Raw genomic sequence first — 15,178 nt, 5'->3', positions numbered from 1 at the left:
TCGTGCTATTTTACGTAATAGTATATGATATTCCTGATGATAAAAGACGTAAAAAAGTTTCAGACTTACTAGAAGGGTATGGCAAGAGAGTACAGTATAGTGTATTTGAGTGTATCCTGACTCAAGTTAAGTATGCTGAACTACGTCAAAGGCTAAAAAAAAGAGTCAAGTTAGCAGAAGATAGTGTACGTTTTTACCCAATCTCAAAGCATACATTAACTCAAGTAGAAACTTGGGGCGGATTACCATTAACAACAATGCCTGGATCGGTTGTTATTTGAAGTTGACTTGCGAAGGTTACATGAAATGACTGAAAAGCTAGTTATTACGTTTTTAGCCTCGATTCTTTACTGCGGCAGGGTTTCAGCAACTTTTGACTCTTCATTTTTCCTATTCTCAGCCCCAATAGATAGAATCTTCGCAATTAGCCTCTGGACACTAAGCAGGATATGGGTTTAAATTGAAGGGCTTCCCACTCGCTGGGGAAATTAATTGAATGGAAATACGAACTGTAGTTATCTAGTAAGTTTACGCTATCCGCTCTTCCCACTCGCTGGGGAAATTAATTGAATGGAAATATAAAGCTGTTTTTAGACCTTTCATTGTGTTCACCTACTTCCCACTCGCTGGGGAAATTAATTGAATGGAAATTTTTGTATGTGTGTATGACTTCCCTACCGTCTTTAGAATCTTCCCACTCGCTGGGGAAATTAATTGAATGGAAATCATCTAACGCCGACAGCCGAGGTTGAGAAATAGTAATTACTTCCCACTCGCTGGGGAAATTAATTGAATGGAAATTTTGTATGTTTCCTTTAAAGTCAGCAGAAATTTCGGGGAATCTTCCCACTCGCTGGGGAAATTAATTGAATGGAAACTTGTGCTTGCGGCTCTGGTGGCTTAAAGTCTTCCAAACTTCCCACTTGCTGGGGAAATTAATTGAATGGAAACCAAATTGGCAGTTTTGGAACTCTACGAAAATATAACTCTTCCCACTCGCTGGGGAAATTAATTGAATGGAAACGTAATAGGACCAGTCATAGCGCTGTTAACGTTTGCGCTTCCCACTCGCTGGGGAAATTAATTGAATGGAAACTTCTACTGCGCCTTGACTTATTAGTGGCTCCTCTATTTCCTTCCCACTCGCTGGGGAAATTAATTGAATGGAAACCTGCATAGCCTATTGACATGTTTGCTCCTAGTTAACTCTTCCCACTCGCTGGGGAAATTAATTGAATGGAAACTTTAATTCTGGAATTGGCAGATAAACCTGTAACGGAACTTCCCACTCGCTGGGGAAATTAATTGAATGGAAACGTCGGTAGAGTAATATAGGCATCTAATTGCCTCTTATACTTCTTCCCACTCGCTGGGGAAATTAATTGAATGGAAACTGCAACTTAGCACGGTTAACGTTAGTTGATGTTATTTCTACTTCCCACTCGCTGGAGAAATTAATTGAATGGAAACAGATCGATCTCTATACTTTACTTCCGATTTTTCTACTTCCCACTCGCTGGGGAAATTAATTGAATGGAAACTACAACTACCTTGGGTAAGGTAGCCTGTGAATTTAAAACTTCCCACTCGCTGGGGAAATTAATTGAATAGATACTTCTAAATTGTTATCCTGAGAGTATTTAAACTTTTCTTTCTCCTCACTTGCTGGGGCGATCGCTTGAATGGAAACAACACAGGAAAGGAGAGATGAACGTTTCCCAGTTACAAAACCTAACACTAGAGGAATTCTGGTTACTACCCGAAGGAGAGACAGCATTTGAATTAGTAGACGGTAAGGCAATACCCAAAGTGTCACCAAAATATTTTCATTCCTCATTGCAGAAAACTCTGTTGAGGCTGATAGAGATTTGTTGTCAGAGCAAGGGTCGCATCTTACCAGAATGGGCAGTAGTCTTACAGCGCAATGGTAAAGACTGGGTTCCTACTCCCGACCTAACTTATGTCTCTTACGATCGCCTGCCCAAACAGTGGAAGCGTAACGAAGCCTGTCCCGTTCCCTGCACCTTGGCAATCGAGATTGTGTCGCCAGGGCAAAGTTTTGCAGAGTTTGAGGAAAAAGCTAGGGATTATCTCAACGCTGGGTGCGATCGTGTTTGGGTGTTAGAACCAGAAATACCAAGACTAACAGCGTTTTTCCCTTCAGGAGAGCAGTTGGTGTATGAAGGCGATCGCCCCATAGAAGACGAGTTACTGCCTGGATTCTCCCTGAGTGTCAATCGGATTTGGCAGGAAGCAGAACTGTAAGCAGTTGCCTGTAAGTCAAGCTTTCTTTACTCAAACCCGACTGTACAGCTCACAAAAGTTATAGATATAAGCCAACTGTTACTTTTAAACATGGATAGGGAACTCTGAAATATAGTGTATTTTCAGCCAAAGGAAACTTATCCGTGTCTGAAGCCTATTGGCAAGCTAAAATCTGGGGAATTCTTCACGATCCAGCTCTCAAAGCCCTACACAACAATCGCGGTCGTGGTGACAATAGTTGTTGGCAAGAACTAGCAGTCATGCAAAGCTGGTGCGAGAATGGATGGAACCCAGAAAAGTCTGGAGGCAAGCTGCTCGAACACCTACACTTAGCAGACTTTATTGCCTCAGCTAGCGATCGCGCTGCAATTGGTAGTCTTTCTACTTTTATCAACTATGCTAGCTCCGATCGCGGTCTAGAAATTACCCATCTGCTATCCAGTGCTAGACAAGAATTTAAACTCAACGATTTACATCATCAAGAATTAGTCAAAGCATCACCAAGAGCCGACCATCTACACCATATCGAGCAAGAACTATTTAATTTACAAATAGTCGATCCAACTGATAAACAGCTCAAAACAATTAAGCAGATTCAATCTCCTGAAAAACTATTTTGGTGGCTGTGGCGTTGCCTTCCCAAAGCTGTTTGCAACGCCTTTGGTAACGACGAGTCTTTATTGCTCATGCCTGCCGAGACACGCATTCCTGATGGCTCGATCTGGAGCCATGCTAGTTTGACGGCAGCGATCGCTGGAGCTTTAACAGGATACGATCTCACAGCTGACGACATTAAACGATGGAGCAGTGGTAAGACTTTATCCCATGCTTATTTAACAACTTTTAGCTTTTCTCCGATTCAAGAATTAATCAAAGCCAGCCGCAAAATGCGGGACTTGTGGGCAGGGTCTTGGGTGCTGCATTACCTATCTGCTAAAGTTTGTTGGGCAATCGCCTGGAAATATGGTCCTGACTGCATCCTCTATCCCAGTCTGTTCCAACAGCCTTTGATCGATCGCTGGCTATTGGAAAAATGGAGCGATTTTCAGCCCTGGCTCGACCAACCGAGCGATCGCCAGCTTTTAACTGCTGGATTTCCCAATGTTCTCGTGCTGATCTTACCCAAAGACAAAGTAAGAGCAGCAATGCAAATGGCAGAGGAGACGCTCAAAGCAGAGTGGTTAAAACTCGGTAGTCTAGTCTTTCAGGAATTACAAGGACAACGCCACTGGATGCCTGAACTGACTGAAGATAGCAAAACTTGGAAAGGATGGCTGCAAAGCCAATGGCAGACATACTGGAGTGCTTTACCAATTGGTAAAGAAGGGGAAGAACTCAAAAGTGCCGCAATTCCGACCAAACGCGAACCAGAATTTCAAGCTTGGGTAGAGGCACAAAATCAAGCTTACCAAGTTGGCGAAAGGCAAAAATTGTTTCAAGCAGCAGAATTGGACTTTCTCAGACAAGCTTACGACTATCGATTAGAAACACAGGGGAGACGTGGACTTAGCGTCAATATTGGTTCTTGGTGGGCTTACATTTTCGACCAAACTCGCTGGTCTTTAACTGCGGTAAAGAATGCTCGGATGTGGCAATTACCCACGGCTTTTGATGTCCGTTCTACCATTTCTGGTCTAGGTTCGGCAGTCCATCCAGGCTCAGATTGGATGCCAGAAAAAGAAATCAAAAAACTTTGGCAGCATCATGCAGGCTTATTTGACGGTCGCGAACAATTGAATGCTACAGAAACTCTGAAGCGGGGCTTGCATTTAGTTATACCCGATCTGCTGAGTCTCGACACGGATGAAGTGAATGCTTCCTATCCCGATTTAACAACAGGTGTAGCGGGATATTTAAAAACCAGCGATCGCACTCACTCCAATTATTTCTATCGAGCTTGTCGCGCTGTGAAACAAGAATTGCAGATTCGAGAAATTGATAATAAATGGGGAATTCCTTGGATCGATAACAACCAAAACTCGGAATTTAAGCAATTTCATCCTCGACTACTTAATGCTGGTTGGTTGGTTGAAGACTTAGAAACGCGAGAAGTCTTAAATACGCAACAGGAAATTAAATCTCTTCAACAGCAAATAGATCGGGAAACAGAATCCGCACTGTTGAACCAAAAAAATCAGAAACGAGAACAATTAATTGCAGATTTATCAGATATTAAAAAGCAATATCGGCAAAACATCCAAACAGTTTTAGATAGATATTATCCCAGTCACAATCCTGCTGATTGGTATATTATTGCTGCTGGAGATGGCGACGGAATGAGCGAATGGTTAAAAGGACAAAAACTAGAAAACTACAGTCAGTACGTACCTTCTAGCTTATCTGTCCCTGAATCATTGCAAGAATCTTGGCAGAAGTTTTTGCAGCAGCCGAAACGGATGGGTCCATCGACCCACAACGCCCTGAGCCGTGCTTTACTAGACTTTTCTAACCAACTCGTGCCTTACCTAACAGAGCAACGCTACGCCGGACGATTAATTTACAGTGGCGGCGATGATGTTTTGGCATACACCAATTTGTGGGAGTGGGATAGCTGGTTGTGGGATATTCGCCAATGCTTTCGCGGTGCTGAAGATCCTCAGCAGGAGTTTAAAAACGAGGGAGACTATTGGCAGTGGTCGAGCAAGGAATCAAAACCACCTGTAGCCAAACAAACGTCCTTTATTTACGATGGGGCGCAAAGCTACGATTAGTTTCGGGATTGTCATCGCCCATCATTCAGTCCCTTTAGCGATCGCGTTAGAAAATCTTTGGCAAGCAGAAGCCGAAGCTAAAGAACATCACAGCCCAGATCTGCAAATAGCCGCCAAAGATGCGGTTCAGGTGCGGGTGCTTTACGGTAACGGCAATATGCTCGCCGCAACTGCCAAATTCGACATCCTCAATCGCTGGCGATCGCTCCTCAACTGTAAAATTACCGCAGAAGCTAGCCTCACTGTTGCCTTATTTGAACAAGCTGCTTATGTTTGGGGACAACATCCCGCCCCAGTACCAGAGGCGATTGGTGTTTGGGTACAGGCATTTTGCGATCGCCGCGATCTCTTTGATGGCGAAGATAATGCCAAAGGTAAGTTTCAAGACCACTTGAAAGAGTTTTTAGTCGCAATTTGGCAAACAACACCACCACAAGAATGCGATCGCGCTATTGAGAACTGGTTAAAACTAGCTGCTTTCGTTTTGCGGAATCGTCAAATCAAGTTAGGAGTTGCCTAAATGCATTGGTACACGCTGACTCCCCTCGATGTTCTGATGTTCCGCGATGCCAAACCATTTACACCTGGCGAACGCGCTTGGGCTAGCAGTCAGATCTTTCCACCTCACGGGCATACAATTGCTGGAGCGATTCGAGGGCTGTTGCAGGACGATCTCAAACTCACCCTCAAAGGTCCTTTTCTCTGTCGAGCCGAAACACTGTACTTACCACGCCCGCTAAACTACGTAGGACAACAGCATCTCGTCCCGACTCAATGGTTATCCAACAAGCATCCTTGCCAACAAATGATGTGGGATCGTAGCAAGCCCGTACCACTTGTTTTAGGACGAACGGAGCAAGATCCTCAGCAAACAAGGGATCAACAGCAGCAATATCGACAATTTCTACCTCAACCTGTTGTTGTCAAACTGCTAAAGCGGCAGCAGCTAACTACAGAAGATTGGTTGTGTCAGAACGAAGAACGTCCCCACCCTTGGACGCTCGAAACTCGATCCCATAATTCTCTAGCCCCAGGCACGAGGCAAGTTAAAGATGCCGATGGCTATTTTGTTGAGACAGCAATTCGGCTCGATCGCGGCTGGAGTTTGGCGATCGCTGTCGATCCTCAGACACACGCACAACTACAAGCTCGTGGCAATCCCCACATCTTACGCTTAGGGGGTGAAGGTCATCGAGCAGTTTTAACACCCTGCCCAGCTCTAGAACGCCAATGGCAGGAACTCACCGCTCTTTCTCAACAAAACTTTCAACAAGCCGAAACCGCCCTGCAACAATCTCCTACTGCCGGAAGAGTTCTGGCATATCTGATTACACCTGGAGTCTTCGAGCGCAAACACGATGGTGGGCAAGCAACTTGCAGGGCATATCCTTGGGAATGGAAACTCGCCTATTCTGCAAATCCCAATTACGTTCGCGGATCTTTGGTTAGCGTAGCTACAGAAAAGGCTTTGGCTATTAGCGGTCGCTTGAGCTATACACCACCCGATCGCGCAACCCAGAGTATCCCTGCTCCCCAGGTGTTTGCTGCACCTGCTGGTAGTATTTATTACCTAGAATGCCCAGCCACGTTGTTTCAAGACCAAATAGTTAAAGAAGGCGATCGCCAAAATAAAGCCCAGATTTGGCGGCAGCTAGGCTATTCTGCAATGCTTTGGATTCCCTTTGATAAAGACCATGATTAATCCTTCAATCTACCTGTATCTCATTTCACCCCTACACACGGGCGGGACGACCCAAGAGGGAAACCTACTAGGTATCGCTCGCGGTCTCACACCAACTTGCCTTACATTCCTTCCAGTACGATTCGCGGTCGATTGCGAGCAAATGTCAACGGTGAAATGCGATCGCAATTATTTGGCACGGATTTGAACGAAACTCAACAGCTAGTACAAGGCGATATATGGATTGGCGATGCTTCAATTCTATGGTTGCCCGTGCCTTCCTTGAGTCATGGTGTAGTTTGGATTAGTTGCCCCCTACTGCTACAAAGATGGATGAGAGTAAATGGAGTGCAAGCAGCGACTCCACCTGAGTACAGCACGAATCTCGGTAATGATAAGCCTATTTATCTCAAAGATGCCATTCTCAAAGCCGACTGTTTTCACACCTGGGATAACTGGCAAACATTTGTACCCCAAGTCAACGAGACTAAGAGCATCACACGAGTATTACTCTTACCAGACCAACACTGTGCCACTTTAATTCAAATGAGCCTGTGGCGACAGGTCAAGGTAAAGCTAGACGAGCATAAGAGCGTTACTGATGGTAGCTTTCGCTATGAAGAGGCAATTCCACCCGATACTTTGATGTATCTTCCTTGGGGGGCTACGTCTCAAGCAAATGGCAAAAGCGATCGCTCCTATGCCGACTTTTGCGACCTTTTAAATGCAAATTCAATTTTACAAATTGGCGGACAGGAAAGCTTGGGTAGAGGTTTTGTACAGCAATGGCTAGGTTCTAAGTAGGAAGAAAGGTAAGTATGAGTTTCGATCCGCGTACTATTGGTAAACCAGTCTATGAAGCTTTAAGTGGACTGAGAACATCCCATCAAGATGAAAACCGCCTCAAAGAACAAAAAAATCAGGCAGTAGAACTCTATACCTATTTATCTACTTGGGGCATGATGCGACTTAAAGCAGAAGAAAAAGCTCTAAATCAGGAAGGTAAAAAGCAAGTGGTGAAGAAGTACTTCGAGTGCTTGCAAAATATAACAGGGATTGCCGATCTAGTTGGCGATAAAGGACTAGAAAGACTAAAAAATCTCAGCACCGACGAATATTTAGGGCTAACAGGTTTAGGATTAGCGATCGCACAAGAGTTTAGTTTTTGGGCAACAGCTGTTTATCACGATATTTCTGAGAGCTGATTTATAAAGTAAAAATCAAGCAGCTAGTCGTCTCAGCATCAGCCGTACCATAGCAGCGTAGACCATAGATTCACTTATTTCCGGTAGGAGTTCATAATCCTTACTTAGTCGTCGATAGCGTCCTAGCCAGCCAAAAGTTCGTTCAACTACCCATCTTCTGGGCAAAACTTCAAACCCATCTGTAATCCGCTTAACTATTTCTACTTCTGCACCGCAGACTACCATTACAGCTTGTGCAAAATTCTCTCCACTGTAGCCACTATCTGCCCAAATTAGCTCTAAAGACTTAGAGTTATAGCACTCTTCTAGCAATGCCACTATTGCTCCTAATCGTTCTGAAGCATTAGCTTCGGTGATTACTACACCCATTAGTAGTCCTTGAGGATCTACTACGACATGGCGTTTGCGACCTTTAACTAGCTTGCCGCCATCAAAGCCGGATACTTCCCCTTTTTTTCCGTCGTTTTTACGGACTGGCTATCCACAATTGCAGCAGTAGCTTGATGAGATTTGCCCAGCTTCATCCGTACTTGTTCACGTAAGGCAAGATTTATCTGCTGCCAAATTCCTCGTTTTTGCCAACGCCGAAAGTAATAATAAACCGTTGAATAGGGTGGGAAGTCATGTGGTAGCATCTCCCAAGCACAGCCAGTTTTCAGCAAATAAAAGATGGCATTTACTACCTCACGCATATCCACAGTACGTGGATGTCCTCCTGGTCTTACAGGTGGAATTAATGGTTCAATGATTTGCCATTCTCGATCGGTTAAATCACTTTTGTAAGCTTTTCTACTCATGAGGCAATGCTTTGGGCTACTGTCTTGTCATAGTAAAAGCCTCTTGCCTCCATTCTCGCTGCTTTCAACTTTTCTTTATAAATGACCTCTGAGGAAGATTCAAGATGACATTTGATCGCCCCAAAAAACCAGGACAACTCCCTCAATCTCCAGCCATTCAGCGCTCAAGCCCTGCCAACAAAGATATTAAACCCAAGAAAGTAATAACTGTTGGCGGTGGTAATTCTGGCAGTGGTAATAAGGGAAACGGTAGTAATGGTGACAATAGCAACAACCAACAGCCCTCGCCCTGGTTAGATCACCCTCTCCATCCAGATGGTCGCTCTCCCTTTGTGGATGAGAATAAAACTGCAAGTTTTGTGGAATATCTGCGGTGGATGCGATCGCCCGATAGTCCAGCCAAAGACCCCACCAAAGTACAAATTCTCCAAAAGGCAGAACAGGATGCTAACTACCGCGATCGCTTAACTCAATTAACAGAGCGGACGAAACTAATTGCTGGAGAAGGAAATTATTTTCAAGTTAAATGTCCCTGGCGGATTCGCGTCGGCGGACATCGGGGACCAGAAAGTATTCTCTTGCCTGCATTTGATGCTTTAGGAATGCCTTACATTCCCTCTAGTACGCTACGGGGAGTTGCTAGAACTGAAGCAATTCGTCAATTTATGGCGGAAGAAGGGATCGACTGGAAACAAGCAGAGCAAAAGGTTGCTCCTTACTTCGGTTCTTTAAAAGCAAAGGATAGCGATCGCACGGGCAAAGTGATTTTTTTAGATGCCTATCCCTTACCTATTGGCTCAACGCGATCGGGCGGTATAGCCGTTGACATAGCCAATAATATTTGGAACTGGGATGGTGAAATACTCGACTACTCACCTAACCCCAATCCTTTCTTTTCACTCAAAGAAACAACTTTTCTAATTGGGCTGCGCCGCAGACCGAGTTGCAATGACAAAAATTTTGGAAGAATTCAGCAGTGGCTTATTTCTGGGTTGCGATCGGGAATTGGTTCTCAAGTCAACACTGGTTATGGCAGGTTAATTACAGCTGGACAAAAAAACCAGATTGACAAATTTTTTCAGATTGAATTTAGTTTAGAAGGACAGCTAATTCACGGACGGCAAAAGTTTACTCAATGGAACTGGAAGCACGACAAGCAGAAATGGGAAACGCGAGGACAACCCGATGCAGAAGTTCGCCCCACTGCTTTCAAATCAATGTTACGCTACTGGTTCCGAGCGTTGGCGCGAGGAGTACTGCCGACTAGTGAAGTCAAGCGTTGGGAAGCAGATTTGTTTGGATCGATTAATCCTCAAACTAGAGGCTGGATCGCCGTACAAATAACAAATGGTAGAATCGTTCAGCCTGAAGCTAGAGCCAACTTTGATGGAAAAAAAGATCCTTGCGGCAAGCAAGCAGGAATTCTTACTCTCAGTTACTCCTCAGAAATACCAGAATCAAGCCGAGATGCGGTACGAGATTTATTCATTACTCTTACTTGGTTGATGTTCCACCTAGGCGGGATTGGACAAGGGGCTAGGAGACCTTGTTATTCTCGACAGACACGCGATCGCGCTCCTTGGTGGCGAGGTTCCACGTTGATTCCAGAGAGAGAGGATGAGTTTTGGAAACTACCAGATACAGTGTCGGAGTTTAGGCAAAAATTTCGTCAGCGTTTGGAGCATTTTTATCGTGCTTTGGGTAAGCTAACAGGTCGAACGATCGAGCCGCGATCGCCCTTAACTATCGGTCAAGTCAGACCGGACACATGGCATGAAGCAGTAGATAGTAATTGTCGTATTGTTGTTTGTGCTGGGGCATCTCACAATTACAAACCATACGCTCTTTCAGTGTTGCACGATCCTGAACTACAAAGAGGTCGTGATTACGATGGCGATCTTTGCGGCAAAGTTAGACCGAGAGTGAAGCCTTCCCCTGTATGGATTGCTAACTTAGGTGATTATCAAGTAGTAACAGTTTTTGGCTCAACTCAAGATCCGCGCCGGAATTATTTACAGGAATTGCGCGATCGCACCAGTCAACAAAACTACGCTCAAATCTTTCCCCTACCTAACCCAAAATGAAAGCTGTTTTAGTCGCTACGATTGGAACGAGAGATTTAATGTTTCAGGTTTCTTCTGGTTCCTGGTGTAACTTGGGTCATGACCGAATGAAAGATGGAGATGAGTTTGGCGAACAATTTGAAGTCCTCTCCGATCTGGGCTTAGGAACCCCTAGTGGGTCATTTGGTATGAGTGTTGCCATTATTTTTGGCAATAGTTGTCCGCCGAAGAGGACGATGCGTACAGGCACCAGAACCACCAAGAGAGTGAAATCTTTGACGCGCTCTGTCTCGACGTTGCGCTCGTAATCCTGCCCAGACAAACGGCGTTGGTTGTTGGTTCCATCCAAAAGCAGTTGCTTCCAACCACTCAATAATTTGATAGGCTGTTTGCGGATGATGCCCCTCTAGAGCTCGGCGTTTGAGAATTCGTTGAATCGACTCAGCCATATTCAGCCAGCTACCGCCAAGAGGTGTGTAGAGCGGCATGATGCCATGAGCACACAGCCACAATACCAACTGGGGAGTTTTATGTCCGACCAAGTTATCCATCACTAGCAACATTCGCAGTGGCGGTAAGTCGTGTGGGAGTGTAAAGCGTACTTTCAACCCCTGCTGCCAACTTTTCCATAACCGTTGATTTTCTTCAGGCTTGAGTAATCGAGCTGGAGTTGGCAGTGATTGTACAACACTAGCTAATTCTTGCTTGAGCCATTCGTGCAACACAGCATTGGTACAACTGGTAACACCCTTAACTCGTACTTGCCCAGTAGCGGGATGGAATAGCGTTAACAGCTTGGCTGTGCCATTACGGATATATTCATGTTCTTGCCGTGTCGGTTTACCTACTGGCTGCCAATTGCTACCAGGGTAAGGAGCAGTGCCAAATGGTCCCGCCTCGTCTTCGCACCACACACTCAAGCCTAGCTTCTGTCCCTGAGTGTAAGCGCGTTCTATCAGTTTTTTTTTGCCACGGTATCTGGGTCAGTTACTACTACTAGCTTGCCTTTGCGTATGCGCTTCACCTGTCCAGTTTTTAACCAACTGCGGCTCTTTTGCCAGCTATAGCCCGCCTCTTTGAGTACCTGCCAAATTGTATAAGTACTGATTTGGGTTAAGCCATCAGGAGCCTGACGCAAAGCCCGTTGAAGTGTAGCTACTGACCAGGTTGCCGTGCCCTCTTTCTGCCGCTCTGGTTGACGCTGAAATTCGGACAGGATGCGTTGTTTTTCTGGTTCGCTGTATTGCACTACTGCCCCACCGCCATGTCGAGGCTGTAAGGCAGCTAAGCCTTCAACATTGAAGCGACTGACCCACTTGCTGACCGTATCACCACAGCGTAATCCTACTAACTGCGCTGCACTCGTGTAATCAGCCCCAAGAGCCACGGCTAGAATCGCTTTGGCCCGCATGACACTAGCAGATGATTGGGATTGAGAACGGCTCAGTTTTTTCAAGTCGGTTTGTTCTTCATCACTTAACGGTCGCAAAGGTGCTTTTTTTTGCCGTGTCATCACAACCTGAAAAACTATGTATCTTCACTTTAATTGACCATCCTTTTTATGGCAACACTCATACCAAATGACCCACTACATCGTTGTCCTTTACATCATTTTTCAAGGCTAGCGTGACGAATGTATGGCGCATGTTGTATTGGGGCGGATACTTCTCAACCTTACCTGCCTTAACTAAAGCTTTGACTACAGGCTGCCAAAAGCGATTCAAAAAATTGTGAGAGTCAATTTTTTTCCTCGTGGACTACGTAAAACTAAATCATCAGGTAAGGGATCTATAGGGCACTACGGTTCAGTTAAGGCTCAAAGTGTTGTAAATTAAGCATTGTTCCCAAGAATGGAAAGTGAGTGTAGTGCATCTGAAGGATTTCTCATTGTTGTCTCCTACGATACAAAGTAGTGATGTGTTCAAAGCGATAGAGGCAGCCATCCCATCCACGGAGATCGAGCAAGCGATCGCTAAAACTAAAGTTTGTGAACAACGTAAACGCTCGTTACCAGCACAATTGGTAATTTGTTTGGTAATTGCGATGAGTCTGTGGTCACGAGATTCGATGAGAGATGTGCTGAAAAACTTAATTGATGGGCTGAGCGAAGCATGGGTGAAAGTGGGGAAATACTGGCGAGTTTTTTGTAAATCAGCAATAACGCAAGCCCGACAACGATTAAGTCCAAGGGTGATGAGTCAATTGTTCCATCAACTGGTGCGACCAATGGCTAGCACCGATACCAAAGGAGCATTTCTCAATGGATTGCGAATTGTGGTAATTGATCGGACTTGCTTCGATCTGCCAGACAGCGATGAAAATGCGAGAGTTTTTGGTCGTCCGAGCAGCCGTCCTGGCACACAAGCCGCATTTCCCAAACTGCGATTAGTCATTTTGGTAGAAGCAGGAACACATTTAATCTTTGATGCATTGATGTGTCCATATCGAATAGGAGAACGAGTGCGGGCATTAAGATTATTACGCTCCGTGAGTTCAGGGATGTTGTTGATGTGGGACAGAGGGTTACATTCTTATGCAATGGTGCAAGCAACTGTCACAACTGGTAGCGATTATTTAGGAAGAATTCCCGCAAATGTCAAGTTTTTGTGCGAAGAACCACTGGCGGATGGTTCTTATCTGAGTTGGATTTATCCACCTGCTAAATTCCGCTCAAAAGCTTGCCAGCCCATACAAGTCCGAGTGATTGAATACACAATTGGTAATACCGACAACCCAGAGGAACAACTAAGATATCGCTTAATTACCAGCTTATTGGAATTGGAGAAATTTCCGGCTCAACTACTGGCGATTGAATATCATCAACGCTGGGAAGTAGAAAATACTATTGATGAACTCAAAGTACATTTATCAGGACGAAAAACTCATATTCGCTCTCAAAAACCGCGTGAAGTTGTGCAGGAAGTTTACGGGTGGTTGTTAGGACACTGGGCTGTGCGGTTATTGATGTTTCAAGCTGCAAAGAGCGCGGGTATCACTCCTTTGCGTCTGAGTTTCACTGGGACATTGCGAGTTATTCGTCGTGCTATCCCGAAATTTCAACGCTTGCAATCACAAGAACTCCCCTTTTTTTAAGTTGGTTAACTGTAGAGATTTTAGACACTCTGTTACCTGAACGAGTTTCTCGTACCAATCCCAGAGTTGTAAAAAAACCTGTATCCAAGTTTCGCTCAAAAAAGCCAAGACATCGAGCCACCCCCTCCCGAACCAATCCTCCTATTTTCTTTATCCTCAGCACAGCGTAGCCTTAAATGAACCGTATTGGATTAAAAGCAATGAATTTGTATATAATCTACGATTGAATAATATTTGATTTACTTATTTTATAGAAATGCTTGCAACTGATTTCGCTCTTGCGGTAATCCAAACGACCTGAGAAGATGCGCCATATTACTATTGAACTGCCAAATGTTATCGTACGACGCGATCGCCTCTATTACAGATATTTGTCCATCTGTGTTCTTTTGTTCGATCGTGTCTGCTAATTTGTGTCCGTTAAAAGCTAGATATAGTAGCGTTCGTACTACACTTAAAGCACTATAACCATCTACAGTTTTCAGAGCATTTATTAAGCCTGGAATGACAACATTTCCTGTTGCACCTATATAGCATAAGCAAGCGCAAGCATCGCTAATAACATCGCTATTAGCCCAAGGTAATCGAGCATACGCTTCTTTCACAGATATCGGATGTTCGATAATTTTGATCGGTATTGCTATAGCTTCCAGTGGAGTTTTATCTTTTGCTAGCCTTACAAGTGTCATTGCAGCCGCTAAGCGCACGAGATCGCTTTCCTCAGAACTCAGAAATTGCATAAATAGTTCTATGTTTGCTAATTGCGGCGGCTCCAAAAAACCCAGGCTTAAGATTAAACTGGCTCTGACTTGAGAGCTTCGTTCTTGCGCTAAACAGTGCTTTAGATAAGGAATAAATTCCGACGCTTGCCGTTGGCAATAAGCGAGGATGTAAGGTGCAGCAATTCTGAGTTTTGAATCATTATGTTTTAGCAAACTCAGATAAACATTTATCCCACTACGAACAGCACGATTAACACGTCTTATCCAGGTCATTTCGTGTTGAATTTGTACTTGAAACTCTGGGTTACCTAATTCGTCGCTATAAAACAATAAGTTCTGATGTTCTTCTACATAAGAACGACCGCCTGCTAGATGTGCTAAGTAAATTAAAATTTTATCTCTATCTTGTACTGCTTCAGTTTGAATCAATTCTATTAAAAATGGTATTGCGTATACTGTAGCTTCAAAAACAGTACCTTGATGATAAATGTTACTGTACAATTTAGACAAAGCATCTTGACGAGACGGGGCATTAGCGGAGGCTAAACTTCTGAGCAGAGCGGGTACATCATCAGCCATACCGTAAGCGTGTTCGAGTTCTTGCCAATTAATTACTTCTAAGCCTTCCAGCACAATTTATT

The 15,178-nt window shown here is 44.5% G+C and carries 11 protein-coding genes, 2 pseudogenes and 1 CRISPR repeat array; of the genes and pseudogenes, 8 read left to right on the top strand and 5 right to left on the bottom strand.

All coding sequences use genetic code 11. The features are described from left to right. The first annotated feature begins 2 nt into the window (after positions 1-2). The 6 genes and pseudogenes from cas2 (at position 3) to N4J56_RS08445 (ending at position 7,862) form a co-directional block, all read left to right on the top strand. Entirely contained in the window at positions 3-281 is a 279-nt protein-coding gene (gene cas2 / locus N4J56_RS40830) for a CRISPR-associated endonuclease Cas2 (RefSeq protein ID WP_410500309.1), read from the top strand. A 187-nt stretch (positions 282-468) separates the two neighbouring features. Then, positions 469-1,615: a CRISPR direct-repeat array (repeat unit 36 nt; unit sequence CTTCCCACTCGCTGGGGAAATTAATTGAATGGAAAC). A gap of 92 nt (positions 1,616-1,707) precedes the next feature. Then, the gene (locus N4J56_RS08470) at positions 1,708-2,265 is read left to right on the top strand and encodes a Uma2 family endonuclease (RefSeq protein ID WP_317106054.1); all 558 of its coding nucleotides are present in this window, start codon (positions 1,708-1,710) and stop codon (positions 2,263-2,265) included. A 143-nt stretch (positions 2,266-2,408) separates the two neighbouring features. Further along, positions 2,409-5,496: pseudogene (cas10, locus tag N4J56_RS08465) on the top strand (type III-B CRISPR-associated protein Cas10/Cmr2). Further along, on the top strand, positions 5,497-6,678 hold the full coding sequence (locus tag N4J56_RS08455; protein ID WP_317106051.1) for a type III-B CRISPR module-associated Cmr3 family protein: 1,182 nt from the start codon (positions 5,497-5,499) through the stop codon (positions 6,676-6,678). It abuts the pseudogene before it with no gap. Beyond that, positions 6,671-7,461, top strand: a pseudogene (cmr4, locus tag N4J56_RS08450) (type III-B CRISPR module RAMP protein Cmr4). Before N4J56_RS08455 ends, cmr4 begins: the two are co-directional and overlap by 8 nt. 14 nt (positions 7,462-7,475) lie before the next feature. Further along, complete coding sequence (locus tag N4J56_RS08445) at positions 7,476-7,862, top strand: hypothetical protein (RefSeq protein ID WP_317106050.1); 387 nt, start codon at positions 7,476-7,478, stop codon at positions 7,860-7,862. Between the two features lie 15 nt (positions 7,863-7,877). Here N4J56_RS08445 and N4J56_RS08440 read toward each other — a convergent pair. Further along, positions 7,878-8,659 (bottom strand): IS5 family transposase gene (locus N4J56_RS08440; RefSeq protein ID WP_317106049.1). Its coding sequence is split into 2 segments (ribosomal slippage): positions 7,878-8,326 and positions 8,326-8,659, totalling 783 coding nucleotides; the frame shifts between segments, so codons are not numbered across the junction. 104 nt (positions 8,660-8,763) lie between these two features. On the opposite strand from N4J56_RS08440, the gene N4J56_RS08435 reads away from it, so the two are divergent. After that, on the top strand, positions 8,764-10,743 hold the full coding sequence (locus tag N4J56_RS08435) for an RAMP superfamily CRISPR-associated protein (RefSeq protein ID WP_317106048.1): 1,980 nt from the start codon (positions 8,764-8,766) through the stop codon (positions 10,741-10,743). A gap of 158 nt (positions 10,744-10,901) precedes the next feature. Here the strand turns inward: N4J56_RS08435 and N4J56_RS08430 are convergent, their stop codons facing one another. The 3 genes from N4J56_RS08430 to N4J56_RS08420 are packed head-to-tail and all read right to left on the bottom strand — an operon-like array spanning position 10,902 to position 12,446. Then, a complete protein-coding gene (locus N4J56_RS08430; RefSeq protein ID WP_317105834.1) occupies positions 10,902-11,636 on the bottom strand; it encodes a transposase in 735 nt (244 codons plus the stop codon). Between the two features lie 41 nt (positions 11,637-11,677). Then, positions 11,678-12,235 (bottom strand): helix-turn-helix domain-containing protein, encoded by a 558-nt coding sequence (locus N4J56_RS08425; RefSeq protein WP_317105833.1) that lies wholly within the window; start codon positions 12,233-12,235, stop codon positions 11,678-11,680. A 58-nt stretch (positions 12,236-12,293) separates the two neighbouring features. Further along, positions 12,294-12,446 (bottom strand): hypothetical protein, encoded by a 153-nt coding sequence (locus N4J56_RS08420; RefSeq protein ID WP_317106047.1) that lies wholly within the window; start codon positions 12,444-12,446, stop codon positions 12,294-12,296. Positions 12,447-12,678: 232 nt separating this feature from the next. Here N4J56_RS08420 and N4J56_RS08415 point away from each other — a divergent pair, with 232 nt between their 5' ends. Continuing rightward, entirely contained in the window at positions 12,679-13,815 is a 1,137-nt protein-coding gene (locus N4J56_RS08415) for an IS4 family transposase (RefSeq protein ID WP_410500401.1), read from the top strand. A gap of 248 nt (positions 13,816-14,063) precedes the next feature. On the opposite strand, the gene N4J56_RS08410 is transcribed toward N4J56_RS08415, so the two are convergent. Beyond that, complete coding sequence (locus N4J56_RS08410; RefSeq protein ID WP_317106046.1) at positions 14,064-15,170, bottom strand: hypothetical protein; 1,107 nt, start codon at positions 15,168-15,170, stop codon at positions 14,064-14,066. Positions 15,171-15,178: the final 8 nt, after the last annotated feature.

This window comes from Chroococcidiopsis sp. SAG 2025 (genome assembly GCF_032860985.1).
Classification (GTDB): Bacteria; Cyanobacteriota; Cyanobacteriia; order Cyanobacteriales; family Chroococcidiopsidaceae; genus Chroococcidiopsis.
Note: the sequence above shows the minus strand (reverse complement) of the source record. Positions and strands in the feature narration are given on the sequence as shown.

Bases quoted from the DNA above. Each gene is read 5' to 3' on its own strand.
- N4J56_RS08455 (WP_317106051.1), top strand. From the start codon at position 5,497: ATGCATTGGTACACGCTGACTCCCCTCGATGTTCTGATGTTCCGCGAT.
- N4J56_RS08470 (WP_317106054.1), top strand. From the start codon at position 1,708: ATGAACGTTTCCCAGTTACAAAACCTAACACTAGAGGAATTCTGGTTA.
- N4J56_RS08435 (WP_317106048.1), top strand. From the start codon at position 8,764: ATGACATTTGATCGCCCCAAAAAACCAGGACAACTCCCTCAATCTCCA.
- N4J56_RS08425 (WP_317105833.1), bottom strand. From the start codon at position 12,235: ATGACACGGCAAAAAAAAGCACCTTTGCGACCGTTAAGTGATGAAGAA.
- N4J56_RS08445 (WP_317106050.1), top strand. From the start codon at position 7,476: ATGAGTTTCGATCCGCGTACTATTGGTAAACCAGTCTATGAAGCTTTA.